A 21,960-nucleotide genomic window follows, 5' to 3' on the forward strand; every position below is an offset into this window, starting at 1 on the left:
GGCTACGCCTGGAGCCGGGCCACGATCGCGTCGCCGATCTGAGCGGTGGTGCGGGCGGCCGACCCGCGGGCCGCGATGTCGTCCTCGACGGCGCGGGTGACGCGCTGGGCCTCGTCCCGCAGCCCGAGGTGGTCGAGCAGGAGCGAGACGGAGAGGATGGCGGCCGTGGGGTCGGCTTTCTGCTGACCCGCGATGTCGGGCGCCGATCCGTGGACGGGCTCGAACATCGAGGGGAACGCGCCGTCGGGGTTGATGTTCCCCGATGCGGCGAGGCCGATGCCTCCGGTGACGGCGCCGGCCAAGTCGGTCAGGATGTCGCCGAAGAGGTTGTCGGTGACGATCACGTCGAAACGGCCCGGGTTCGTGACCAGGAAGATCGTTGCCGCGTCGACGTGCAGATAGTCTACGGCGACGCCGGGGTGCTCCTGCGCCACCTGGTCCACGATGCGCTTCCAGATGCCGCCCGCGTGCACGAGGACGTTGGTCTTGTGCACGAGCGTCAGCCGGCGGCTGCGGCGCTCGGCGAGATCGAACGCGTAGCGCACGACCCGTTCGACGCCGAAAGCGGTGTTCACCGACGTCTCGTTGGCGATCTCGTGCGGCGTCCCCCGGCGGATGCTGCCGCCGTTGCCGACGTACGGGCCCTCGGTGCCCTCGCGGACGACGACGAAGTCGATCTCGCCCGGCTCGGCGAGCGGACCAGGGACGGCCGGGTAGAGCTTCGACGGGCGGAGGTTCACGTAGTGGTCGAGCTCGAACCGGAGCGTGAGCAGCAGCCCCCGTTCGATGTTCGCGTCGCGCAGGCGCGGATCGCCCGGCACGCCCCCGACAGCGCCGAGCAGAATGGCGTCGTGCGACGCGATCTCCCGCAGATCGGCGTCGGTGAGGGTGTCGCCCGTCTCGAGATAGCGGCCCGCACCGAGGGAGAAGCGCGTCTTCTCGACCGAGAGACCGGATGCCGCGGCCACGGCGTCGAGGACCTTCTCGGCCTCGGCGATCACCTCGGGGCCGATCCCGTCGCCCGGTATGACGGCCAGCTTCACGACGCGCGACATCGCTCTCCTCGTTCTCAGGATGCGGCGACTCGACGCTCAGTGCTCGGTGCTCAGTGCTCGGCGCGCCGCGTGTGGGACCCCTTCAGCGTAGTGGCCGCGATGACGCCCGCGCAGACGACCAGGACGGCGCCGATCGACGCTGTGACGCCGACGCCGGCGTCGAAGGCGTGTGCCGCGGCATCCATCAGCTGCGCGCCGACGGACGGCGGCAGATCCTGCGCGACGTTCACCGCGCCGGCGAGGGTCTCGCGGGCGGCGTCGGCCGCGTCGGCCGGAACCTCACCGGGCACGACCATACCGACGCGGTACATGGCGGTGAGGATGCCGCCGAGAACAGCCGTCCCCAGGACCGCGCCGACCTCGTAGGCGGTCTCGGAGACCGCGCTGGCGGCGCCGGCCTTCGCCGGCGGAGCGCTCGCGAGCACGAGTTCGTTGGAGACCGTCTCGGCCGCACCGATGCCCATTCCCAGCAGCGCGAAGGCGAGCACGAGCTCGACGAGGCTGTCGGCGTCGGTGGAGATCGCGATGATCACGTAGCCCGCGGCCGACAGCGTGAGCGCGACCGGGACGACGATCCGCGGTGACACCCGGCGTGAGATCGGCACGACTCCGAGCCCCGCGACGATCATCATCGCGAGTCCGGGAACCAGGGCGAGGCCGGCTTCGAGGGGCGAGAGCCCGACGATCAGCTGCAGGTGCTGCGTGACGAAGTAGAGGAAGCCGACGAGCGCGACGACGCTGAGAAGGTTCACGAGCAGTGCACCGCTGAACGTTCCGCGCGAGAACAGCCGCATGTCGAGCATCGGCTCGCGTGAGCGCAGCTGCCGGCGGACGAAGAGCCAGCCGAAGACGATGCCGACGAGGGCGAGCGCGGGGGGTGCGACACCCCAGCCCTTCACGGCGAACTCCTTGATCGCGTAGACGATCGGGACCATCGTCAGCATCGACAGGACGATGCTGATCGGATCGATCCGGCCCGGCCGCGGATCACGGCTCTCGGGAACGAGGAAGGGCGCGAGCACGAGCAGCGGGACGAGCACCGGGACGGCCATGAGGAACACCGAGCCCCACGAGAAGTGCTCGAGCAGGATTCCGCCGACGATCGGGCCCAGCGCGGCGCCCGCCGAGAACATCGACGCCCACACCGCGATCGCGAGGCGCCGTTGGTCGCGGTCGGTGAAGATGCTCCGCAGGAGCGACAGCGTCGAGGGCATGAGCATCGCGCCGAAGACGCCCATGGCGGCCCGGGCGGCGACGAGCAACTCGGCGGTCGGCGCGAACGCCGCCAGCGCCGAGACGGTGGCGAAGCCCGTCGCTCCGATGAGCAGCAGCCGTCGGCGGCCGAAGCGATCCCCGAGCGACCCCATCGTGACGAGGAGACCGGCGAGGACGAGCGGATACACGTCGATGATCCACAGCTGCTGAGCGCTCGTCGGGCTCAGCGCGCGGGCGATCTCGGGCAGCGCGAAGCTGAGCACCGTGTTGTCCACCGATACGAGCAGCACCGGCAGCATCAGCACGCCGAGCGCGGCCCATCCGCGCCATCCCGCGCGCCGCCCCTGGCCGTCGGCCAGGGCGATCTCTTCCGTCAGTGTCATGCGTTCACCATCACTGTTAGTTAACCGTCCAGCCGGTATAGTAACAGAGTCACCGTCCGGCTCGCGAGAGGATCTATGCATGAGTCGCCCACCCCGCGCCCGCGTGAGCGTGCTCGACGCCTTCGAGTCGCTCGTCATCGCCGAAGGTGCTCGCGCCGCGACCATGGACGCCGTCGCGGGCGCCGCCGGCGTCTCCAAGGGTGGCCTGCTCTACCACTTCGCGTCGAAAGAGGCGCTCGAACAGGCGCTGCTCGAGCGGATGCTCGAGCTCGCGCGGCTCGACGTCGACGACATGGCCCGGCATCCCGAGGGGATCGTGGCGGCGTTCCTGCGTTCGTCGGTCATGGACGACTCGCCGCTCGATCGCGCCCTCATCGCCGGTTCGCGTCTCGCACAGAGCGGTCACACGGCCGCGGCGGAGGCGCTGCGCGACGTCCGGACGCTCTGGGAGGACGCCCTGCGCCCGCACACACGCGACGAGACGGGACTCCAGCTCGTGCTGCTCGTGAGCGACGGGCTGTACTTCAACAACGCGCTCGGCGCCGGGGCCGTCGCCGGACCGATCCCCGAGGGCGAGGACTTCGAGGCGCTCGTCGACCTCGTCGTCCGCACCGCCTGCTGACGGCGGTGGGGCGCCCGATCGATCGGGCGCCCCACGGCGCGTCTCAGGCCTCGGTCAGTTCGATCTGACGGAAGAGGTCGGCGCCGACGGCATCCCGCATGGCGTCGAGGATCGCGTCGGGGACGGGCGAGTCGACCGTCAGCACCGACAGGGCGCGACCGCTCGCGTCGGGACGCGCGACCTGCAGGCCGGCGATGTTGATGCCGGCTTCGCCGAGCTTCTGCCCGTAGATCGCGACGATGCCGGGCCGGTCGGCGTAGCGCATGACGACGTGGTGGCGTTCGATCGGCACCTCGACCTCGTAGCCGTTGATGCCGACGACCTTCGGCACCATCCGCGTGCCGGCGAGGGTGCCCTCGACCGTCAGCACCGAGCCGTCCGCGAGCGTGCCGCGGAGGATCGTGATGTTCCGGTAGAGCGGGCTCTCGGACTCGACGATGAGTCGCGTCTCGATACCGCGCTGCTCCGCGAACAGCGGCGCGTTCACGTAAGAGACCTTCTCGCTCACGATGTTCGTGAAGATTCCCTTGAGCGCCGCGAGGCGGTAGACGCTGACGTCGAACTCGGCCAGCTCGCCGCGCACCTCGATGTCGAGGCTCGTGAGGGCGCTGGGGGCGAGGCCGGTGAAGATCTGTCCGAGCTGCTCGACCAGCGCGATGCCGGGGCGGACGAACGGGTCGATCACTCCCCCGGCGACGTTGACGGCGTCGGGCACGAGGTCGCCCTCGAGCGCCAGCTTGACCGACTTCGCGACGGACACGCCCGCTTTCTCCTGCGCCTCGTGGGTCGACGCCCCCAGGTGCGGGGTGACGACGACGTTCGGCAGCGACAGCAGCGGGAAGGCCGTGCCGTCCTCCCGGGGCGGCTCGCTCGTGAAGACGTCGAGGCCCGCTCCCGCGATCTCGCCGGAGGTCAGCGCGGTGTGCAGCGCTTGCTCGTCGATGAGTCCGCCGCGAGCGACGTTCACGACGTAGGCCGTCTTCTTCATCCGCGCGAACTGCTCGGTGCCGATCATGCCGGTCGTCTCGGGGGTCTTCGGCATGTGGATCGTGACGAAGTCGCTCTGCGCGAGCAGCTCGTCGAGGCTCAGAAGCGTCACGCCCAGCTGCTGCGCACGCGTCGGCGTGACGTAAGGGTCGTAGGCCACGACCGTGACGCCGAAGGCCTGCACGCGAGCGGCGATCAGCGCGCCGATCCGGCCGAGACCGATGATGCCGACGGTCTTCTCGAACAGCTCGGTGCCGGTGAACGACGAGCGCTTCCACGCCCCCTCCGCCAGGGAGGCGTGCGCGGCCGGGATGTGGCGGGCGAGGCTCAGGATGTGTCCGACCGTGAGCTCGGCCGCCGAGATGATGTTCGAGGTCGGCGCGTTGACCACCATGACGCCGGCCGATGTGGCCGCCTTGATGTCGACGTTGTCGAGTCCGACCCCGGCGCGCGCGATGACCTTCAGGTTCGGTGCGGCGGCGATCGCCTCGGCGTCCATCCGGGTCGCGGAGCGGATGAGGACGGCATCCGCGTCGGCCAGCGCGGGGAGCAGCGCGGCGCGGTCGGCACCGTCGACCGAACGGACGTCGAAATCGGGACCGAGCGCATCGATCGTGGCGGGAGAGAGTTCTTCGGCGATGAGCACGACGGGCTGGGGCACGGGCGATCCTCTGGAGCATGCGCGAGAGCGCGGGAGCGGAGTGTGCGCCACGACAGCCGACGGCGGCGCGGCGGGTCGTCTCAGCCTAGCGCCGTCCGTCGCGCTCGCCCGACCGTGTGACGTTCCGAGGCGTCAGACCGAGCCGGAGGTCAGCGCGAACGCCAGCACGTTGAAGAACAGAACCGACACGAGACCGAGTCCGGCGAGGAGGATGAGGGCGAACGCGCCGGACCGCCGGCGCCACCCCAGGGAGAACGCGGCGGCGAAGATGACGATCGGCAGCAGCACCGCGATGATCACGGCGGCCCAGCCGACGGCCGTGCGTGCCGGCGACGGCGCGACGAGGAGCCCGACCGCCGCCCACACCGCGTAGGCGTAGAAGAGGCCGAAGGCACCCGCGACCGTCGCCACGCGCCACACGGGCGGCGTGGATCGGCCGATGTCTGCGGTTGCGGTCACGTCAGAGCCCCGTTCCGAGAGTCGCGAAAGGCCACGGCACGAGCAGCACCGCGCCGGCGATGAGCCAGGCGAATCGCACCCAGGCGCGCGACGAGCGCGTCAGCACGAACGCCGCCGTGAACCAGAGCGCCGGTGCCGCGACGGCGAGCACGAGCACGGGAACCGAGACGCTGGATGCCACCCCCAGCAATCCGCTGAGACCGTGCACCCGCAGGCCGCCGATCAGCCACCCGATCGTGTAGAGCAGGTAGATCCCGCCGAGCACGCCCAGCGAGATGAGCGCCGCACTGCTGAGGCCGGTCGACGCCGCGGCCTCCCCCGCTTCGCGCGGCGGCGCGCCGCTCTCGATGTGATCGCGGTTCGAGCCGGCGGCGCCCCGACCGGCCTCGAGGTCGGCGCGACCGGTGACCGCGGAGTCCACGCGCGCACCGGCCGGAGCAGCGTCGTCGGATCCCGCGACCAGTGTGGGATCGTCGTCTCCGGCCCAGCTGAGGGCGTCGTCGTCGCGTGGCGTGCTCACCGCGTCAGCGTATCGCTCCGCACGCACCGCGGCCGCGGCGGGGTCACCGGCCGATCTGGCGCCCGCCCCGCAGAATGAAGAGGGCCGCGGCGCCGGCCGCGACGCCGAGCGCGCCGGCCCACGGCGCCCAGACGACCGGCTCGTTCAGAGTCGTCGGCCGCTCCGCCGTCAGCGCTCGTACCTGAACGGCGTCGACGCTGCCGGTCGGCGCATCGGGTTCGACCGTCGCGTTGAGCTCGACCGTTCCGCCGACGTCAGGGCCGCCGTCGACGTGCACGTCATCGGGCGCAGCGGGAACGGCGTCCTGGTCCTGCCGCTCGAAGCGGAGCAGGGAACTCAGCCGGACGGCGACGCCCGCGGGAAGACGGACGCCGGAGCCGTCGGAGCTCGACCCGCTCGGCGGGACCGCGGGCGCCGGAGCCGGGGCCGGGGAATCGACGGGCGGTGCGGGGGGTTCGACGACGGGCGGTGGAGCGACCGGGGGCGACGGGGCGGGCGTCGGGGTCGGTGCGGGGGTGCTCGGCGCGCTCGGCGACGGATCCGGGGTCGGGGTCCCGCCCGGTGCGGGGGTCGGATCATCCGTCTCGTCGGGCGCCGGAAGGTCGCCCACCGTGCTGGTCGCGCGCGGGTCGGGGACGACTCCGTCGTCATCCGCCCAGGCGATCCCGGGGACGAGGATCGGGCCCGTGATGAGAACGGACGCGGCCAGACAGAGGACTCCCCGACGCGCGCGATCGTGCTTCGTCTGGGAGGACATGCATTCCATCGTATGCGGACTCTCCGTCGCCGGTGCCGCGGACGCCGAAGGCCCGATCCGGGATGGGGATCGGGCCTCCGTGGCATGACGCCGAGCCGGCGGGATGTCGCCGGCGGTCAGAACGCGCGATACTCGCGCGCAGGACGATCAGAAGATCAGCGCGCCGCGCTGCCCTCGGTGTAGTCGGAGTCCTGCTGCTTCCACGCGAAGAGCGACCGGAGCTCCTTGCCGACCGACTCGATCGGGTGCGAAGCCGCCTTCTCGCGGAGCTCCTGGAATTCGACGGCGCCGTTGTCCTGATCGTCGATGAAGCGCTTCGCGAACGCGCCGTTCTGGATGTCGGCGAGGACGGCCTGCATGTTCTCCTTGACGCGCGGGTCGATGACGCGCGGGCCCGACACGTAGTCGCCGTACTCGGCGGTGTCGGACACCGACCAGCGCTGCTTGGCGATGCCGCCCTCCCACATGAGGTCGACGATGAGCTTCAGCTCGTGAAGGACCTCGAAGTAGGCGATCTGCGGCTGGTAGCCCGCCTCGGTGAGGGTCTCGAAGCCGTACTGCACGAGCTGCGAGACACCGCCGCAGAGCACCGCCTGCTCGCCGAAGAGGTCGGTCTCGGTCTCCTCGGTGAAGGTGGTCTTGATGACGCCGGCGCGGGTACCGCCGATGGCCTTGGCGTACGACAGCGCGGTCGCCCAGGCGTTGCCCGAGGCGTCGCGCTCGACGGCGATGATGTCGGGGATGCCGCGACCGGCGACGAACTCGCGACGCACCGTGTGGCCGGGAGCCTTCGGTGCGATGAGGACGACGTCGACGCCCTCGGGAGCGTCGATGTAGCCGAAGCGGATGTTGAAGCCGTGCGCGAAGGCGAGGGTCTTGCCCGCGGTGAGCTTGTCCTTGATGGAGTCGGCGAAGATCGAGCGCTGGTGCTGATCGGGCGCGAGGATCATGATGAGGTCGGCCCACTCGGCGGCATCCGCGACGCTCTTGACCCCGAAGCCCTCGTCCTGCGCCTTGGCGGCCGACTTCGAGCCGTCCTTCAGAGCGATGACGACCTCGACACCGGAGTCGCGGAGGTTCTGCGCGTGGGCGTGACCCTGCGAGCCGTAGCCGACGATCGCGACCTTCTTGCCCTGGATGATGGACAGGTCGGCGTCGGCGTCGTAGAAGATCTCGGCCATGGTGTGTGTTTCTCCTTGATTCGTTTCCGGTCGGTGAGCGAGCGAAGCGCGTCGAAACGCTCGCGAATGTGTGGTCAGCCGCGCAGAACGCGTTCGGTGATGCTCTTGCCCCCGCGACCGACGGCGAGCAGGCCCGACTGGGCGAGCTCCTTGATGCCGAACGGCTCGAACGCGCGCAGGATCGCGTCGATCTTGCCGCGGTCGCCGGTCACCTCGACCACGAGCGCGTCGGGGGCGTAATCCACGATCGAGGCGCGGAACAGGTTCACGACCTCGATGACGTTCGAGCGGGTCTGGTTGTCGGCGCGGACCTTGATGAGCATGTGCTCGCGCTGCACCGAGGAGGCGAAGTCGAGCTCGACGATCTTGATGACGTTGACGAGCTTGTTCAGCTGCTTGGTGACCTGCTCCAGGGGCAGCTCCTCGACGTCGACGACGACCGTGATGCGGGACAGGCCCGGCACCTCGGTGACCCCCACGGCGAGGGACTCGATGTTGAAGCCGCGACGGGCGAACAGCCCCGCGACCCGGGTCAGCAGACCCGGCTTGTCCTCGACCAGGAGGCTCAGCACATGACGCGACATCTCAGGCCTCCTCGTCGAATGCGGGTGCGTGCTCGCGGGCGTACTGGATATAGCTGTTGCTGACACCCTGCGGGACCATCGGCCAGACCATCGCGTCCGCGCTCACCACGAAGTCGATGACGACCGGACGGTCGTTCGTCTCGAGGGCGAGCGTGATCGCGTCGTCGATCTGATCCTCCGACTCGACGCGGATCGCCAGGCAGCCGTAAGCCTCGCCGAGCTTGACGAAGTCGGGGATGCGGGCGGTGCCGTGTCCGGTGTTCAGGTCGGTGTTCGAGTGGCGGCCGTCGAAGAACAGTGTCTGCCACTGGCGCACCATGCCGAGGCTGGAGTTGTTGATGATCGCGACCTTGATCGGGATCTGGTTGATGACGCAGGTTGCGAGCTCCTGATTGGTCATCTGGAAGCAGCCGTCGCCGTCGATCGCCCAGACGACGCGCTCGGGCTCGGCGACCTTCGCCCCCATCGCGGCGGGAACGGCGTATCCCATCGTGCCGGCGCCGCCGGAGTTGAGCCAGGAGTTGGGGCGTTCGTACTTGATGAACTGCGCCGCCCACATCTGGTGCTGGCCGACGCCCGAGGCGTACACCGCCTCGGGGCCGCTGAGCTCGCCGATCCGCTGGATGACGTGCTGCGGCGAGAGAAGGCCGTCGGTCGTCGGCGCATACCCGAGCGGGAACTCGCTGCGGAGACCGTCGAGGTAGGCCCACCATTCGTCGGTGTCGGGCACGTCGTCGCCGATGGTGCCGCGGAATGCCGACGCGAGGTCGACGAGGACGTCGCGCACATCGCCCACGATGGGGACGTCGGCGTACCGGATCTTCGAGATCTCCGCAGGGTCGATGTCGACGTGCACCACCTTGGCATGCGGCGCGAAGAGCGCCGCCTTGCCCGTCACGCGGTCGTCGAAGCGGGCACCGAGCGCGACGATGAGGTCGGACTCCTGGAGCGCGAGGACCGCCGGCACGGTGCCGTGCATGCCGGGCATGCCCAGGTGCTGCGCGTGCGAGTCGGGGAACGCACCCCGCGCCATGAGGGTCGTGACGACGGGCGCACCGGTGGCTTCGGCGAGGTCGAGCAGCTCCGCCGACGCCTGGCCGCGGATGACTCCGCCGCCGACGTAGAGCACGGGCTTGCGGGCATCGGCGAGCAGCTGCGCCGCCGCCTGGATCTGCTTCCCGTGGGCCTTCGTCACCGGCCGGTACCCGGGCAGATCGACCTTGGGAGGCCAGACGAAGGGGGCCGAATTCTGCTGCGCGTCCTTCGTGATGTCGACGAGCACCGGACCGGGACGCCCGGTGCCGGCGATCTCGAACGCAGCGGCGATCGCACCGGGGATCTCCTCGGCGGTCTTTACCAGGAAGGAGTGCTTGGTGATCGGCATCGTGATGCCCACGATGTCGGCCTCCTGGAACGCGTCGGTGCCCATCAGGGTGGAGAACACCTGTCCCGTGATGCACACGAGCGGGACGGAGTCCATGTAGGCGTCGGCGATCGCGGTGACGAGATTCGTCGCGCCGGGTCCGGAGGTCGCGATCGCGACGCCGGTGCGCCCGGTCGCGGCGGCGTACCCTTCGGCCGCGTGTCCGGCGCCCTGCTCGTGGCGGACGAGGATGTGGCGGACCGCCTCGTCGTCCATGAGCGGGTCGTAGACGGGCATGATGGCGCCGCCGGGCAGACCGAAGACGTCGGTCACCCCGAGCAGGTCGAGCGAACGGACGACGGCTTCGGCGCCGGTGAGCACCGGAGCGGACTGCGCGCGGGCGGGCGGCCGGGGAACGGCCGCGGAGATGTCGGTGGACATGGTGATGGACCTCGCTGAAGAAGAGGGTTCGATGTCGGAGCCGAAGTCAGCCGGTGGTCGCGCCCTCCGCGGCGGAGCGCACGAGCTTGGAGTACTTGGCCAGAACGCCACGGGTATAGCGCGGGGGAAGCGGAGCCCAGCCGTCACGGCGGGCATTCAGCTCAGCGTCGTCGACGAGTAGGTCGAGAGAGCGAGCCGCGATATCGACCCGTATCAGATCACCATCGCGCACGAACGCGATGGGACCTGCGTCCACCGCTTCGGGTGCTATGTGGCCGATGCACAGGCCGGTTGTGCCGCCTGAGAATCGTCCGTCCGTCAAGAGTAGTACATCTTTTCCGAGTCCCGCGCCCTTGATGGCAGCCGTGATCGCCAGCATCTCGCGCATGCCGGGGCCGCCCTTCGGGCCCTCGTAGCGGATGACGATGACCGAGCCCGGCTCGATCTCGCCGTTCGCGACGGCGTCCATGGCGGCGCGCTCGCGCTCGAACACGCGCGCGGGGCCCTCGAACACCGTGGCATCGAAGCCGGCGGTCTTGACGACCGCACCCTCGGGGGCGAGGGAGCCGTGCAGGATCGTGATGCCGCCGCTGGCGTGGATCGGGTTGTCGAAGGTATGGATCACCTTGCCGTCGAGAGGCTCGGGGTCGAGGTCGCGGAGGTTCTCGGCGAGGGTCTTGCCGGTGACCGTCAGCGCGTCGCCGTGCAGCAGCCCCTCGTCGAGCATCGCCTTCATCACGACCGGGATGCCGCCGTGCCGGTCGACGTCGTTCATCACGTACTGCCCGAAGGGCTTCATGTCCGCGACGTGCGGCGTCTTGTCGCCGATCCGGTTGAAGTCGTGGAGGCTGAGGTCGACCTCGGCCTCGCGGGCGATGGCCAGAAGGTGCAGCACCGCGTTGGTCGAGCCGCCCAGGGCCATCACGAGCGCGATCGCGTTCTCGAACGCCTCCTTGGTCAGAATGTCCTTCGTCGTGATCCCCTGGCGCAGAAGATTGACGACAGCCTCGCCCGAGCGGTGCGCGTAGTAGTCGCGGCGGCGATCGGCCGACGGCGGGGCGGCCGATCCCGGCAGACTGAGGCCGAGGGCCTCGCCGACCGAGGCCATGGTGTTCGCGGTGTACATGCCGCCGCACGCACCCTCGCCCGGGACGATCGCGCACTCGATGCGCTTGAGGTCGGCTTCGCTCATCTTGCCGGCGCGGCAGGCGCCGACGCCCTCGAAGGAGTCGATGATGGTGACGTCCTTCTCGGTGCCGTCGCTGAGCTTGACCCAGCCGGGCATCGTCGATCCGGCGTAGAGGAAGACGCTCGAGAGGCCGAGACGGGCGCTCGCCATCATCATGCCGGGGATCGACTTGTCGCAGCCCGCGAGCAGAACGGTGCCGTCGAGGCGCTCGGCCATGATGACGGCCTCGACCGAGTCGGCGATGACCTCGCGCGAGACGAGCGAGAAGTGCATCCCCTCGTGTCCCATCGAGATGCCGTCCGACACCGAGATCGTGCCGAACTGCAGCGGGTACCCGCCGCCGGAGTGGACGCCCTCCTTCGCGCCCTGCGCCAGGCGATCCAGGCTGAGATTGCAGGGGGTGATCTCGTTCCAGCTCGACGCGATGCCGATCTGGGGCTTGTCCCAGTCCTCGTCGCCCATGCCCACGGCACGCAGCATGCCTCGGGAGGTCGTGGCTTCGATGCCGTCGGTGACGGCACGACTGCGGGGCTTGATGTCGATGGTCTCGGAGCTGTCGGGCATTCTCGAATTCTATGCCCGCGGGGTCGGCGTCATTCGCCCGCGCGGGCCTCGGCGAGCCGCCCGAGCAGCACCGCGAGCTCGGCGGCATCCGCAACCCGATGATCCGCGACCGTCTCTCCCCCGCCGACCCGGATGCCGACGTCTCCCGGGCGGAGCGAGGCGAGGGCGTCCTCGTCGGTCACATCGTCGCCGGCGAAGAGCACGACGTCGCTGCCGAGACGTTCGCGCAGGCGCCGGACCGCGGAGTCCTTGCCCTCATGACGCGAGGCGAACTCGAGGATGTCCTGGCCGGTCCGGCGCCGCCAATGCGGCGCCTCGGTGCGGACCAGTTCGTCGACCGCCGCGGCGGCACGGGCCGCCGCATCCCGGTCGCTGAGGCGGGTGTGGAGACCGAATCCGAAGCGCTTCCGCTCGATCCACGCGCCGTCGACGTCGCCGACGATCTCCTCCGCCCGGTCGGCGAGCCGGTGCCGCAGCTCCGCCTCGTCGTCGGCGTCCTCCGGCGCGTTCTCCCCCGGATGCCAGAACTCGGCGCCGTGCGAGCCGGCGAGGTGGATCCGCGAATCGGCCGTGCGCTCGGAGATCTCCGCGAGGTGCTCGAGGGTGCGACCCGAGACGAGCGCGACCTCGGTGTCGGGTGCCGCCGACAGTCGTGCCAGCGCGTCGCGGGCGGCCGGCAGCATCCGCGCCTCCATCGGCTCGTCGACGAGCGGCGCCAGGGTTCCGTCGAAGTCGAGGGCGACGAGCAGCCGACGCGCGGACGATGCGCGCGTGATCGCTTCGTCGATCGCACGGGGCGAGCCGGCGCTCATGAGCGATCCCCGTCGGCCGCGGCGTCGGCGACCTCGCCTGACGTTCCGCCGCGACGGCCCGCCGCGGCGAGGGCGTCGAGGAACGATCGCGACCAGTCGTCGACGTCGTGCTCGCGGACGCGCTTGCGGAGTGCCCGCATCCGCCTCCCCTGCTCGGCCGCGGGCATCTCGACCGCTCGGACGATCGCGTCCTTGAGCCCGTCGATGTCGTGCGGGTTGATGCGGATGGCGCTCGCGAGCTCGTCGGCCGCGCCGGCGAACTCGCTCAGCACGAGAACACCCCGGTTGTCGATACGCGACGCGACGTACTCCTTGGCCACGAGGTTCATGCCGTCCCGCAGCGCGGTGACGAGCATGACGTCGGCTGCCAGGAAGAGCGCCACCATCTCTTCGCGCGGGAAAGCCTGATGGAGGTAGCGGATCGCGCTGTGCCCCCACGTGTCGTAGTCGCCGTTGATGCGCGCGACCGTCAGTTCGATCTCGTCGCGCAGCTGGACGTAAGACTCGACTCGCTCGCGGCTCGGACTCGCGACCTGCACGAGCGTCGCGTCCTCGACGGCGATCCGCCCGTCCTGGATGAGTTCGCCGAAGGCCTTCAGGCGGTGACGGATGCCCTTCGTGTAGTCCAGGCGGTCGACGCCGAGGAGGACGGTCTGGGGGTTTCCCAGGTCCTCTCGGATCTCGGCTGCGCGCGCCTGGATGTCGGGGCGCTGCGCGAGCTCGATGTAGTCGTCGGTCGAGATCGAGATGGGGAACGCTTTCGCGAGGGCGTTCCGGTGCCCGCCGTCCCCCGTGGGAACGCGGATGCCGCTGGCCTTGGTCTCGTAGCGCAGTTGACGCCGCACAGCGCGCGCGAAGTTGCCGGCATCCGCGACGCGCTGGAAGCCGATGACGTCCGCGCCGAGGAGTCCCTCGAGCACCTGCTTGCGCCACGGCAGCTGCGAGTAGAGGCCGTAGGCGGGGAACGGGATGTGATGGAAGTAGCCGATCGTGAGGTCGGGCCGGAGGTCCCGCAGCAGCTTCGGGACGAGCTGCAGCTGATAGTCCTGCACCCACACCGTGCCGCCCTCGGCGGCGACGGCCGCGGCGGCCTCGGCGAAGCGCCTGTTGACGCGCTGATAGGCCTCCCACCAGTTGCGTCGGTACCGCGGGGCGGCGATGACGTCGTGGTAGAGCGGCCAGATCGTGTCGTTCGAGAAGCCCTCGTAGTAGTCCTCGACATCGGCGGCGCTCAGCGCGACGGGGACGAGGTGCATGCCGTCGAAGTCGAACGGGTCGACCTCGAGATCGGGGCGGCCGGGCCAGCCGACCCAGGCGCCCTCGGTCCGTCGCATGACGGGCTCGAGCGCCGTGACGAGACCCCCCGGAGATCGTCGCCAGTCCTCCGCCGCCGTCTCATCGGTGTTCCGGTCGACGGGAAGCCGATTGGCGACGACGACGAAATCAGCGGTGCTCATGCATGCCTCCAGGCTGCGATCGGCGGTCGTCCCACACTACCCGGCGCCCCCGGCACCCTCGGGGGCCAGCTACGTTTGTGATATGCGCAAGTACCTCTTCGGCACGGGCCTCCTCTCGGCCATCACCGGCGGCATCACGCTGCTCCGCTCGATGAAGAACGATGAGCCGTTCACGTGGCGCACCGCCCTCGCCTGGCTCAGCTGGGGCATCACACTGGCCCTCGCCATCGGCTCCGTCGTCGACAGCTACCGCGGTGCCCGCGGAAAGCTCATCGCGGGCGACTCGCCCGTGGACCGCGACGAGGTCTTCGCCGAGCGCATCAAGCGCAAGCGCTGACCCGCATCGCCGTCGTCAGCGGCTGAGGATCAGCGCTTCGCCCTGACCGCCGCCGCCGCACAGGGCGGCGACGCCGCGCCCGGAGCCGCGTCGCACGAGCTCGTGGGCGAGGTGGACGACGAGGCGTGCTCCGGACGCCCCGATCGGATGGCCGAGAGCGATGCCGCCGCCGTCGGGGTTGACGCGATCGGGGTCTATTCCGAGTCGTCGCTCGGATGCCGCGACCACGGCGCCGAATGCTTCGTTGATCTCGACGATGTCGAGATCCGCCGCCGTCAGTCCGGCCTTCGCCAGAGCGCGCTCGATCGCCGCCGCGGGCTGCTCGTGCAGGGAGTTGTCGGGACCGGCGACCTGCCCGTTCGCGCCGAGGGCGGCGAGGACGGTCCAGCCGCGCGCCGCGGCGTGATCGCGGGTCGTCAGTACCACGGCGGCGGCGCCGTCCGAGATCGGCGACGCATTGCCCGCGGTGATCGTGCCGCCTTTCGCGAACGCGGCGCGGAGGCCGGCGAGGGTCTCGGGCGTCGTGCCCGGACGGATCCCCTCGTCGGCGTCGACGAGGACGGGCTCGCCCCGGCGCTGCGGCACGGGGACCGCGACGATCTCGGCGTCGAAGCGGCCGGCCGCTCGCGCGGCCTCGGCACGCTGGTGCGAGCGCGCGGCGACGGCATCCTGCTGTTCCCGTGTGATCTCGAAGCGCGGGTTGAGGCGTTCGGTCGACGCACCCATGCTCTCGCGGTCGTACGCGTCCGTGAGTCCGTCGTGGGCCATGTGGTCGAGCACCTCGACCGAACCGTAGGTGAAGCCCGCCCGCGAGTTCGGCAGCAGGTGCGGAGCACGGCTCATCGACTCCATGCCTCCCGCGACGACCACGGTGGCGTCGCCGACGGCGATCATGCGCGCCGCGTCGATGATCGCGGTGAGACCGGAGAGGCAGACCTTGTTGACGCTCGACGCGGCGACGTCCCAGCCGATGCCGGCCGCGAGCGATGCCTGGCGGGCGGGGTTCTGCCCGTTCCCCGCCGGCAGCACCTGGCCGAGGATGACGGCGTCGACCTCGCTCGGGTCGATGCTCGCCGACGCGAGGGCGCCGGCGATCGCGTGCCCACCGAGCTGCGGCGCGGTGAGGCTCGACAGGGCGCCCTGCAGGCGGCCCTGCGGTGTGCGGGCGGCAGCGACGAGCACGACTTCGGGAGCGGTCATGGGCTCAGCCTACGACCGCGGCGCGATGCGCGAGTCGGCTGCGGAGACGGGATCCCGACTGCGGACTCGTCGCCTCCTGCGGTCGTCACGCGGCCCGGGGAGCAGGATGCGACGGGTTCGCGGTGGCGGACCGCACCCGTCGGGCTCTGACCGCCGGGTGCGCGCGGGCAAGAAGAAAGCCCCGACAACTGGCGAGAGTTGTCGGGGCTATCCGTGCACCCCCTCGGACTCGAACCGAGAACCCACTGATTAAGAGTCAGTTGCTCTGCCGATTGAGCTAGAGGTGCGGGCTGTTCACCGCGAGGCGAACCGAGGAATGACGTTACCAAATCATCGCGCCGCTCGCCAATCGAGCCGCCGGGCGCGTCGTATCCTGTACTCGTGACCCCGAACGACGCCGCCTCCGCCGTGCCCGCGCCGTTCGACGGCGATCTCTCCGCCGACCTCGATCTCGCCCTCCGTCTCGCGGACGCCGCCGATGCCGTCAGCATGGCGCGCTTCGACGCCGCGGACCTCGACGTCCAGCTGAAGGCCGACCACACGCACGTGACCGAGGCCGACCTCGCCACCGAGCGCGCGATCCGCGACCTCCTCGAGCGGGAGCGCCCGGAGGACGGCGTGTTCGGCGAGGAGTTCGGCTCCTCCGGCGACACCGCCCGCCGGTGGATCATCGATCCGATCGACGGGACGGCCAACTACCTCAAGGGCATCCCGATGTGGACGACCCTCATCTCCCTCGCCGTCGAGGGGGTGCCGCGCGTCGGCGTGGCGAGCCAGCCGGCGATCGGTCGCCGCTGGTGGGCGGCATCGGGCCTCGGGGCGTGGACGAACGTCCCGGGCGAGACCGCGCCCCGACGTCTCTCGGTCTCGAGGGTCGACGACCTGGCGCAAGCGAGCATCAGCTTCCAGAGCATCCAGCAATGGGATGCCGTCGGCCGCTCCGATCAGCTCGTGACGCTCGCCCGCCGGGTCTGGCGCGACCGCGGCTACGGCGATGCCTGGCCCTACGCGCTGCTCGCCGAGGGCCGGCTCGAGTTCGTCGCCGAGTTCGGGGTCAAGGAGTACGACATCGCCGCGCTCGTGCCGATCGTGACCGAGGCCGGCGGCCGCTTCACAGACATCGACGGGGCGGAGACCCTGTCGACCCGATCGTCGCTCGCCACCAACGGAGCGCTTCACGACACGTTCCTCGAGCTGCTCACCCGAACCCCCTGACCGGAGTCCCCCACTCATGACCGCGTCCCGCGCATCGCGCCTCACGCTGCCCTCGCTGCTGGCCGCTGCGGCTCTGTCCCTCGCCGCCTGCTCCAGCCCCGAACCGCAGGCGACCATTCCGCCCGAAGCGGGGGCCGTTCCGTCGTCCCCCGTCGCCACGCCGGAGGCCACGGCGTCGACTCCGGCGCTGCCCGACCCGACGTGCGAGAACATCATCGGCGAGGCCAGCTTCACCGAGCTCGAAGGTCAGGGCTGGGAGTACGAGCAGGAGCCGTTCCTGCTCGCCGACGAGGAGATCTCGGCGGGCGTGATGTGCACCTGGACCAATCCCGCCGAGCCCGGCGGGAACATCCTCCAGTTCGGATGGGCGCCGCTCACCGCCGCCGAGGCCGAGTCGACGCAGGAGGCCCTCGAGAGCGACGGGTGGATCCGCGAGGACGACGGTGACGGCGCCTTCCTCACGGAGGACCCCGCGTTCGCGCTGACGGTGGACGAGGCCGGCTACGGCATCACCTACTACTTCGGCGAGGGCTACGTGCAGGTCGCCGACACGAAGGCGAATCTCGCCATCGTCGAGCGACGCTGACGTGTCGATCGCGGAGACGGCGACCGTCGCGACGCCGGCGGTCGCACAGGATGTCATCGCCGTCGTGCGCGCTGCCGAGATCGACCTGCTCTCGAGCGACACGAGACACGACGCACGGCGGGTGCGGAGCCTGCTGCATCCGGACTTCCGCGAGATCGGCCGCTCCGGCCGAATGTGGACCCGCTCGGACGTGCTGATCGAGCTCCTCGAAGAGCCGGCGCGGCGGACGCCCGAGACGGACGACTGAACCTTCGAGCACCTGGCACCGACGATCGTGCTCGCCACCTACCGCGTGGCCGGGCCGCGGGGCGGGAGCCGTCACAGCTCCATCTGGGACGTGTCAGGACCGGAGCCGGCGCTTCGATTCCATCAGGGCACGCGCTTCGCGGACGGGTCTCCCTAGAACGTCGCGACCCTCAGGTCAAGCGGATGCCGCGGCGCCCCCGCGCGCGCCACAGTGAGTGCATGCCAGTACTCGCCATCATCCTCATCATCATCGGCCTCGTGCTGCTGTTCACGGGCGCCCTCGTCGAGGCCTTGCGCTTCCTCCTCTTCATCGGAATCGCGATCGTGATCATCGCGGTCATCGCGTGGCTGATGCGTTCGATCCGCAACAAGACCTGACCCGCAATGACAGAAGCCCCCGAACCTCTCGCGAGGTCGGGGGCTTCTGCGTGTCGCGACAGCGGCAGTGGTGGAGATGGGGGGAATCGAACCCCCGTCCATCGCTGAGATACGGCGTCTTCTCCGGGCGCAGTCTGTAGAGGCGTTCTGCTCGGCCCCGACTTTCAGTACAGACACATAAGTCGACGGGCCCAGTCCGGAAAGAGTCCCGCGTGACGTCCGAACGCCGTCACACAGCAAGATCCCTAGATGACGCCAGGATCCGTGGCGGGATCACACACGGTCTGACGGACTATCGGGCTCGCTTACGCAGCGAGGGCGAAGTCAGTGCGCTTGGATTCGGCACTTATGGTTTTGCAGAGATCGTTAACGAGATGACCCTGCATCCTCGGCCCGCTTCTCACCGACACACAGGCGATGTCGAAACCGATCATCCCCATGAGCCTTCTGTCGAAGGGCCGCTGTCGCTCTGTTGAATTGCAGATCGGATGCCGCGCACCCGAGCTTCACAGCCTACAACCTGAGCGAGCGCCCCGCCATTCCCGGGTAGCGTCGTTCTAGAGTCGGAGCATGGCCGAGATCGTCATCACCGTCCGCGGCGACGCGGAGACGCACCAGCATCCGGAGCTCGCCGTCCTCCACCTCGCCGTCGCCGTCGAGGGCGACGACCGCGACAGTGTCGTGGCCCGCGCGACCGACACTCTCGCCGCCGTCCGCGACGGGCTCGAGAGATCGAGCAGCGACGGCTCCGTGTCGACGTGGACCGCCGGCACGACGGCCGTCTGGTCCGACCGCCCGTGGGACGGGCAGGGACAGCGCCGCGAGCTCGTGCATCACGCGACCGTGCCTCTCACCGCGACGTTCGTCGACGTCGGCGCTCTGTCGACCTGGGTGGCCGCAACGGCGCGGCTCGACGACGTCCGCATCTCCCACGTCGACTGGCAGCTGACCCCCGGCACCCGCACGCGCCTCGAGCGCGACGTCGCCACCACGGCGGTGCGCCGCGCGGTCGACCGCGCGGCCGCCTACGCGACCGCGCTCGGCCGCACGAGCGTGGAGGCGCTCGAGATCGCCGATACGGGCCTGCTGAGCGGCCCCGGCTCCCCCGGTGCCCCGGAGATGCGCTTCGCGCGCGCCGCCGCCTTCGGCGACGCGGGAGGCGGACAGATCGACCTGCGCCCCGACGACATCGTCGTCACCGCCTCGGTCGAGGGACGGTTCTCCGCGAAATAGGACGACGGCCGCGGAGCTCCCGCGGTCAGTCGCCCAGGCGGTTGCGGGTGCGCATGGCGCGCTCGGCTTCGCGCTTGTCCTCGCGCTCACGGATGGTCTGGCGCTTCTCGAACTCGCGCTTCCCCTTCGCGACGGCGATCTCGACCTTCGCTCGCCCGTCGGAGAAGTACAGGCGAAGCGGGACGAGGGTGTATCCGCCGGCGCTCACCGCGTGGGAGAGCTTGATGATCTCCTCCTTGTGGAGCAGCAGCTTGCGCGTGCGCTTCGCAGCGTGGTTGGTCCAGTGGCCCTGCGAGTACTCGGGGATGTGCACCGCGTCGAGGAAGGCCTGCCCGCCGTCGATGTACGCGTATCCGTCGGTCAGGTTCGCCCGGCCCTGTCGCAGAGACTTGACCTCGGTGCCCGTGAGGACGAGTCCCGCCTCGTAGGTCTTCTCGATCGCGTAGTCGTGGCGAGCGCGCTTGTTGCTCGCGACGAGCTTCTCACCCTGTTCCTTCGGCATCACGCGCCCCCTTCCGCTGGTGCAATCGGCGCAGCCCTACAGTCTACGGGCGACCGGGCGTTCGATGCGACCGACGGTGCGACGTCATGTGCGGAGCCAACGCCGGATGGCGAATCCGGCCGACACGGCGGCGAGCAGCACGCCGATGGCGATGACGGCGGGCACGACGAGCGCGACATCCGACATGTCGACCCAGGTCGTCACGAAGTCGATCTGGCTGGCGAGGTACTGCTCGACGCCGACCTGGACGAGGGCGATGATCGCTCCGCTCGCGAGGGCGGACCCGATGAGGGCGGCGAAGACGCCCTCGAGGATGAACGGCGTCTGGATGAACCTGTTCGATGCCCCGACGAGGCGCATGATGCCGAGTTCCCGTCGCCGCGCGTAGGCCGACAGCCGGATGGTCGTCGCGATCAGCAGCACGGCCGCGATGAGCATGAGCCCCGCGATGCCGATGGCGACGTAGGTGGCCACCGTGAGCGCGGAGAACAGCGGATCGAGATACTGCATCTGATCGGCGACCTCCTCGACCCCGTCCATGCCGCCGAAGGCCTCAGATACCACGTCGCTCTGCGAAGGATCGACGAGCGTCACCCAATAGGTGTTGTTCAACTGCTCCGGCGAGATGAACTCCGCGTAGTCCGAGCCCATGAGGCTCAGCACGTTGTCGTACGCCTCCTGGCTGCTCTCGAAGCGGACGTCGCTCACGACGCTCGCCAACGCGGGTCCCTCCAGGCGCGAGGCGACCTCGGCGAGCTGCTCGTCCGTCGCCGCCCCGTTCGCGCACGTGGGCACGCCCGAGTCGTCGCGGCACATGAAGACGGCGACCTGCGCGCGCTCGACCCAGTAGTCCTGCGTCTTGCCGATCTGCATCTGCATGAGCATCGCCGCGCCGACGAACGTCAGCGACACGAATGTCACGAGCACGACGGAGATCACCATCGATGCGTTGCGGCGGAGGCCGGTGAGGGCCTCGCCGAGGATCAGTCCGACTCTCACGAGGTGGGCCCCACTTCATCTCCGCCCTCGCGCTCGTCGAGGCCGAGCCGGCTCGCGACGTCGGGCAGACCGAGGTCGGCGAGGTCGACCGGTGGCGCGACGATCGGGATGCCGCGCGTCTCGGTCGATGCGGCAGGCGCCGGCTGCGACTCGGGCTGCGGTTCGGCCGGCACGTGGGCCGTCGGCGGAGTCTCGGCGATCTCGCGCTGCAGCTCGAGCACGGCCGTGAGCGCCGCCACGGCGGCCGCGCCGCGGGCGGGCTCGGGGGCGAGACTCGGCAACGCGGACGTGTCGCCGTAGCCGCCGCCCACCTCGTCGCGCACCATGACGCCGCCGCTCAGTTCGATGACGCGCCGCTGCATCTGATCGACGAATCCGGCCTCGTGCGTGGCCATCACCACGGTCGTGCCGTTGGCGTTGATGCGCGCGAGCAGCTGCATGATGTCCACCGATGTGGCGGGGTCGAGGTTTCCGGTGGGCTCATCGGCGAGCAGCACCTGGGGCCGGTTGACGATGGCGCGCGCGATCGCGACGCGCTGCTGCTCACCGCCGGAGAGCTCGTGCGGGAAGCGCTTCTCCTTGCCCGCGAGACCGACGAGCGCGAGCGCCTCGGGCACCGCCTGCGAGATGAACGCGCGCGAGGAGCCGATCACCTGCAGGGTGAAGGCGACGTTCTGGAAGACCGTCTTGTTCGGCAGCAGGCGGAAGTCCTGGAACACCGATCCGATGTGGCGGCGGAAGTACGGCACCTTGCGGGTGGACAGACCCCGCAGGTCGCGACCGAGCACGACGACGCGCCCCTCCGATGCGGTGTCCTCGCGAAGGATCATCCGCAGACACGACGACTTCCCCGAGCCCGAGGCGCCGACGAGGAAGACGAACTCGCCGCGCTGGATCTCGAAGTCGACGTCGCTGAGCGCGGGCTTCGAGGTGCCGCGATACCGCTTGCTGACGTGTTCGAACCGGATCATGACTCGATGAGCCTAAGCGGGCCGTTCGCCGAAGCCGGACGCG

General features: G+C 70.1%; 23 protein-coding genes, 1 tRNA gene and 1 other RNA gene. 7 read left to right on the top strand and 18 right to left on the bottom strand.

Translation table 11 applies throughout. The features are described from left to right. Window positions 1-2: 2 nt before the first annotated feature. On the bottom strand, window positions 3-1,055 hold the full coding sequence (locus F6B42_RS08170) for a 3-isopropylmalate dehydrogenase (protein WP_150419115.1): 1,053 nt from the start codon (window positions 1,053-1,055) through the stop codon (window positions 3-5). Window positions 1,056-1,105: 50 nt separating this feature from the next. Further along, complete coding sequence (locus tag F6B42_RS08175; RefSeq protein ID WP_150419116.1) at window positions 1,106-2,653, bottom strand: MFS transporter; 1,548 nt, start codon at window positions 2,651-2,653, stop codon at window positions 1,106-1,108. Between the two features lie 79 nt (window positions 2,654-2,732). Between F6B42_RS08175 and F6B42_RS08180 the strand changes: the two genes are divergently transcribed. Continuing rightward, window positions 2,733-3,275 (top strand): TetR/AcrR family transcriptional regulator, encoded by a 543-nt coding sequence (locus tag F6B42_RS08180; protein WP_191089308.1) that lies wholly within the window; start codon window positions 2,733-2,735, stop codon window positions 3,273-3,275. 43 nt (window positions 3,276-3,318) lie between these two features. Here the strand turns inward: F6B42_RS08180 and serA are convergent, their stop codons facing one another. From serA to F6B42_RS08230, 10 genes are all read right to left on the bottom strand, one after another. Further along, window positions 3,319-4,923 (bottom strand): phosphoglycerate dehydrogenase, encoded by a 1,605-nt coding sequence (gene serA / locus F6B42_RS08185; RefSeq protein ID WP_150419117.1) that lies wholly within the window; start codon window positions 4,921-4,923, stop codon window positions 3,319-3,321. A 132-nt stretch (window positions 4,924-5,055) separates the two neighbouring features. Next, window positions 5,056-5,382 carry a hypothetical protein gene (locus tag F6B42_RS08190; RefSeq protein ID WP_150419118.1) on the bottom strand — a complete coding sequence of 109 codons (327 nt, stop codon included), beginning with the start codon at window positions 5,380-5,382 and terminating at the stop codon, window positions 5,056-5,058. Between the two features lies 1 nt (window position 5,383). Beyond that, entirely contained in the window at window positions 5,384-5,902 is a 519-nt protein-coding gene (locus F6B42_RS08195) for a DNA polymerase III subunit gamma/tau (protein ID WP_150419119.1), read from the bottom strand. A gap of 43 nt (window positions 5,903-5,945) precedes the next feature. Then, complete coding sequence (locus F6B42_RS08200; protein WP_150419120.1) at window positions 5,946-6,659, bottom strand: hypothetical protein; 714 nt, start codon at window positions 6,657-6,659, stop codon at window positions 5,946-5,948. A gap of 155 nt (window positions 6,660-6,814) precedes the next feature. Further along, window positions 6,815-7,918 (bottom strand): ketol-acid reductoisomerase, encoded by a 1,104-nt coding sequence (gene ilvC / locus F6B42_RS08205; protein WP_396652465.1) that lies wholly within the window; start codon window positions 7,916-7,918, stop codon window positions 6,815-6,817. Beyond that, entirely contained in the window at window positions 7,915-8,424 is a 510-nt protein-coding gene (ilvN, locus tag F6B42_RS08210) for an acetolactate synthase small subunit (RefSeq protein ID WP_150419122.1), read from the bottom strand. The genes ilvC and ilvN overlap by 4 nt, the downstream gene beginning before the upstream one ends. Window position 8,425: 1 nt before the next feature. Further along, a complete protein-coding gene (locus tag F6B42_RS08215) occupies window positions 8,426-10,228 on the bottom strand; it encodes an acetolactate synthase large subunit (RefSeq protein WP_150419123.1) in 1,803 nt (600 codons plus the stop codon). Between the two features lie 46 nt (window positions 10,229-10,274). Then, the gene (gene ilvD, locus F6B42_RS08220; protein WP_150419124.1) at window positions 10,275-11,981 is read right to left on the bottom strand and encodes a dihydroxy-acid dehydratase; all 1,707 of its coding nucleotides are present in this window, start codon (window positions 11,979-11,981) and stop codon (window positions 10,275-10,277) included. Between the two features lie 29 nt (window positions 11,982-12,010). Further along, window positions 12,011-12,793, bottom strand: coding sequence for a trehalose-phosphatase (otsB, locus tag F6B42_RS08225; protein ID WP_150419125.1), 783 nt, complete (start codon window positions 12,791-12,793; stop codon window positions 12,011-12,013). After that, complete coding sequence (locus F6B42_RS08230; RefSeq protein WP_150419126.1) at window positions 12,790-14,250, bottom strand: alpha,alpha-trehalose-phosphate synthase (UDP-forming); 1,461 nt, start codon at window positions 14,248-14,250, stop codon at window positions 12,790-12,792. Before F6B42_RS08230 ends, otsB begins: the two co-directional genes overlap by 4 nt. Before the next feature lie 82 nt (window positions 14,251-14,332). On the opposite strand from F6B42_RS08230, the gene F6B42_RS08235 reads away from it, so the two are divergent. Then, a complete protein-coding gene (locus F6B42_RS08235) occupies window positions 14,333-14,587 on the top strand; it encodes a hypothetical protein (RefSeq protein WP_150419127.1) in 255 nt (84 codons plus the stop codon). A 15-nt stretch (window positions 14,588-14,602) separates the two neighbouring features. Here the strand turns inward: F6B42_RS08235 and F6B42_RS08240 are convergent, their stop codons facing one another. Together F6B42_RS08240 and F6B42_RS08245 are read right to left on the bottom strand one after the other, a co-directional pair. Then, the gene (locus tag F6B42_RS08240) at window positions 14,603-15,787 is read right to left on the bottom strand and encodes an acetyl-CoA C-acetyltransferase (RefSeq protein ID WP_150419128.1); all 1,185 of its coding nucleotides are present in this window, start codon (window positions 15,785-15,787) and stop codon (window positions 14,603-14,605) included. Window positions 15,788-16,001: 214 nt separating this feature from the next. Continuing rightward, a tRNA-Lys gene (locus F6B42_RS08245) sits at window positions 16,002-16,074 on the bottom strand. Window positions 16,075-16,168: 94 nt separating this feature from the next. Here F6B42_RS08245 and F6B42_RS08250 point away from each other — a divergent pair. From F6B42_RS08250 to F6B42_RS15145, 4 genes are read left to right on the top strand one after another with little or no spacing between them, the layout of a single operon-like run. Continuing rightward, window positions 16,169-17,002 carry an inositol monophosphatase family protein gene (locus tag F6B42_RS08250; RefSeq protein ID WP_150419129.1) on the top strand — a complete coding sequence of 278 codons (834 nt, stop codon included), beginning with the start codon at window positions 16,169-16,171 and terminating at the stop codon, window positions 17,000-17,002. 16 nt (window positions 17,003-17,018) lie between these two features. After that, entirely contained in the window at window positions 17,019-17,588 is a 570-nt protein-coding gene (locus F6B42_RS08255) for a hypothetical protein (RefSeq protein ID WP_150419130.1), read from the top strand. Between the two features lies 1 nt (window position 17,589). Continuing rightward, window positions 17,590-17,835, top strand: coding sequence for a nuclear transport factor 2 family protein (locus F6B42_RS08260; RefSeq protein ID WP_191089309.1), 246 nt, complete (start codon window positions 17,590-17,592; stop codon window positions 17,833-17,835). After that, window positions 17,763-18,212: a DUF3040 domain-containing protein gene (locus F6B42_RS15145; protein WP_396652459.1), complete on the top strand. Its 450-nt coding sequence runs from the start codon at window positions 17,763-17,765 to the stop codon at window positions 18,210-18,212. Before F6B42_RS08260 ends, F6B42_RS15145 begins: the two co-directional genes overlap by 73 nt. A 68-nt stretch (window positions 18,213-18,280) precedes the next feature. On the opposite strand, the gene ssrA is transcribed toward F6B42_RS15145, so the two are convergent. After that, window positions 18,281-18,650, bottom strand: a transfer-messenger RNA (tmRNA) gene (gene ssrA, locus F6B42_RS08270). 132 nt (window positions 18,651-18,782) lie between these two features. Between ssrA and F6B42_RS08275 the strand changes: the two genes are divergently transcribed. Further along, the gene (locus F6B42_RS08275; protein ID WP_150419133.1) at window positions 18,783-19,445 is read left to right on the top strand and encodes an SIMPL domain-containing protein; all 663 of its coding nucleotides are present in this window, start codon (window positions 18,783-18,785) and stop codon (window positions 19,443-19,445) included. Window positions 19,446-19,470: 25 nt separating this feature from the next. On the opposite strand, the gene smpB is transcribed toward F6B42_RS08275, so the two are convergent. The 3 genes from smpB to ftsE all read right to left on the bottom strand — a co-directional run bounded on the left by smpB (window position 19,471) and on the right by ftsE (window position 21,917). Continuing rightward, complete coding sequence (smpB, locus tag F6B42_RS08280; protein ID WP_150419134.1) at window positions 19,471-19,947, bottom strand: SsrA-binding protein SmpB; 477 nt, start codon at window positions 19,945-19,947, stop codon at window positions 19,471-19,473. A gap of 84 nt (window positions 19,948-20,031) precedes the next feature. Further along, the gene (gene ftsX / locus F6B42_RS08285) at window positions 20,032-20,946 is read right to left on the bottom strand and encodes a permease-like cell division protein FtsX (RefSeq protein ID WP_150419135.1); all 915 of its coding nucleotides are present in this window, start codon (window positions 20,944-20,946) and stop codon (window positions 20,032-20,034) included. Beyond that, entirely contained in the window at window positions 20,943-21,917 is a 975-nt protein-coding gene (gene ftsE / locus F6B42_RS08290; RefSeq protein WP_150419136.1) for a cell division ATP-binding protein FtsE, read from the bottom strand. Before ftsE ends, ftsX begins: the two co-directional genes overlap by 4 nt. Between the last annotated feature and the right edge of the window lie 43 nt (window positions 21,918-21,960).

The sequence above is a fragment of the Microbacterium radiodurans genome, from assembly GCF_008710705.1.
GTDB lineage: Bacteria > Actinomycetota > Actinomycetes > Actinomycetales > Microbacteriaceae > Microbacterium > Microbacterium radiodurans.

What these genes read in the sequence shown, in the direction of transcription:
- F6B42_RS08240 (WP_150419128.1), bottom strand. Translation starts at nt 15,787, where the DNA reads ATGACCGCTCCCGAAGTCGTGCTCGTCGCTGCCGCCCGCACACCGCAG.
- F6B42_RS08255 (WP_150419130.1), top strand. Translation starts at nt 17,019, where the DNA reads ATGACCGCGTCCCGCGCATCGCGCCTCACGCTGCCCTCGCTGCTGGCC.
- F6B42_RS08235 (WP_150419127.1), top strand. Translation starts at nt 14,333, where the DNA reads ATGCGCAAGTACCTCTTCGGCACGGGCCTCCTCTCGGCCATCACCGGC.
- F6B42_RS08230 (WP_150419126.1), bottom strand. Translation starts at nt 14,250, where the DNA reads ATGAGCACCGCTGATTTCGTCGTCGTCGCCAATCGGCTTCCCGTCGAC.
- F6B42_RS08175 (WP_150419116.1), bottom strand. Translation starts at nt 2,653, where the DNA reads ATGACACTGACGGAAGAGATCGCCCTGGCCGACGGCCAGGGGCGGCGC.
- F6B42_RS08215 (WP_150419123.1), bottom strand. Translation starts at nt 10,228, where the DNA reads ATGTCCACCGACATCTCCGCGGCCGTTCCCCGGCCGCCCGCCCGCGCG.
- otsB (WP_150419125.1), bottom strand. Translation starts at nt 12,793, where the DNA reads ATGAGCGCCGGCTCGCCCCGTGCGATCGACGAAGCGATCACGCGCGCA.
- smpB (WP_150419134.1), bottom strand. Translation starts at nt 19,947, where the DNA reads ATGCCGAAGGAACAGGGTGAGAAGCTCGTCGCGAGCAACAAGCGCGCT.
- F6B42_RS08200 (WP_150419120.1), bottom strand. Translation starts at nt 6,659, where the DNA reads ATGTCCTCCCAGACGAAGCACGATCGCGCGCGTCGGGGAGTCCTCTGT.
- F6B42_RS08170 (WP_150419115.1), bottom strand. Translation starts at nt 1,055, where the DNA reads ATGTCGCGCGTCGTGAAGCTGGCCGTCATACCGGGCGACGGGATCGGC.
- F6B42_RS08275 (WP_150419133.1), top strand. Translation starts at nt 18,783, where the DNA reads ATGGCCGAGATCGTCATCACCGTCCGCGGCGACGCGGAGACGCACCAG.
- ftsE (WP_150419136.1), bottom strand. Translation starts at nt 21,917, where the DNA reads ATGATCCGGTTCGAACACGTCAGCAAGCGGTATCGCGGCACCTCGAAG.
- ilvD (WP_150419124.1), bottom strand. Translation starts at nt 11,981, where the DNA reads ATGCCCGACAGCTCCGAGACCATCGACATCAAGCCCCGCAGTCGTGCC.
- ilvN (WP_150419122.1), bottom strand. Translation starts at nt 8,424, where the DNA reads ATGTCGCGTCATGTGCTGAGCCTCCTGGTCGAGGACAAGCCGGGTCTG.
- F6B42_RS08180 (WP_191089308.1), top strand. Translation starts at nt 2,733, where the DNA reads ATGAGTCGCCCACCCCGCGCCCGCGTGAGCGTGCTCGACGCCTTCGAG.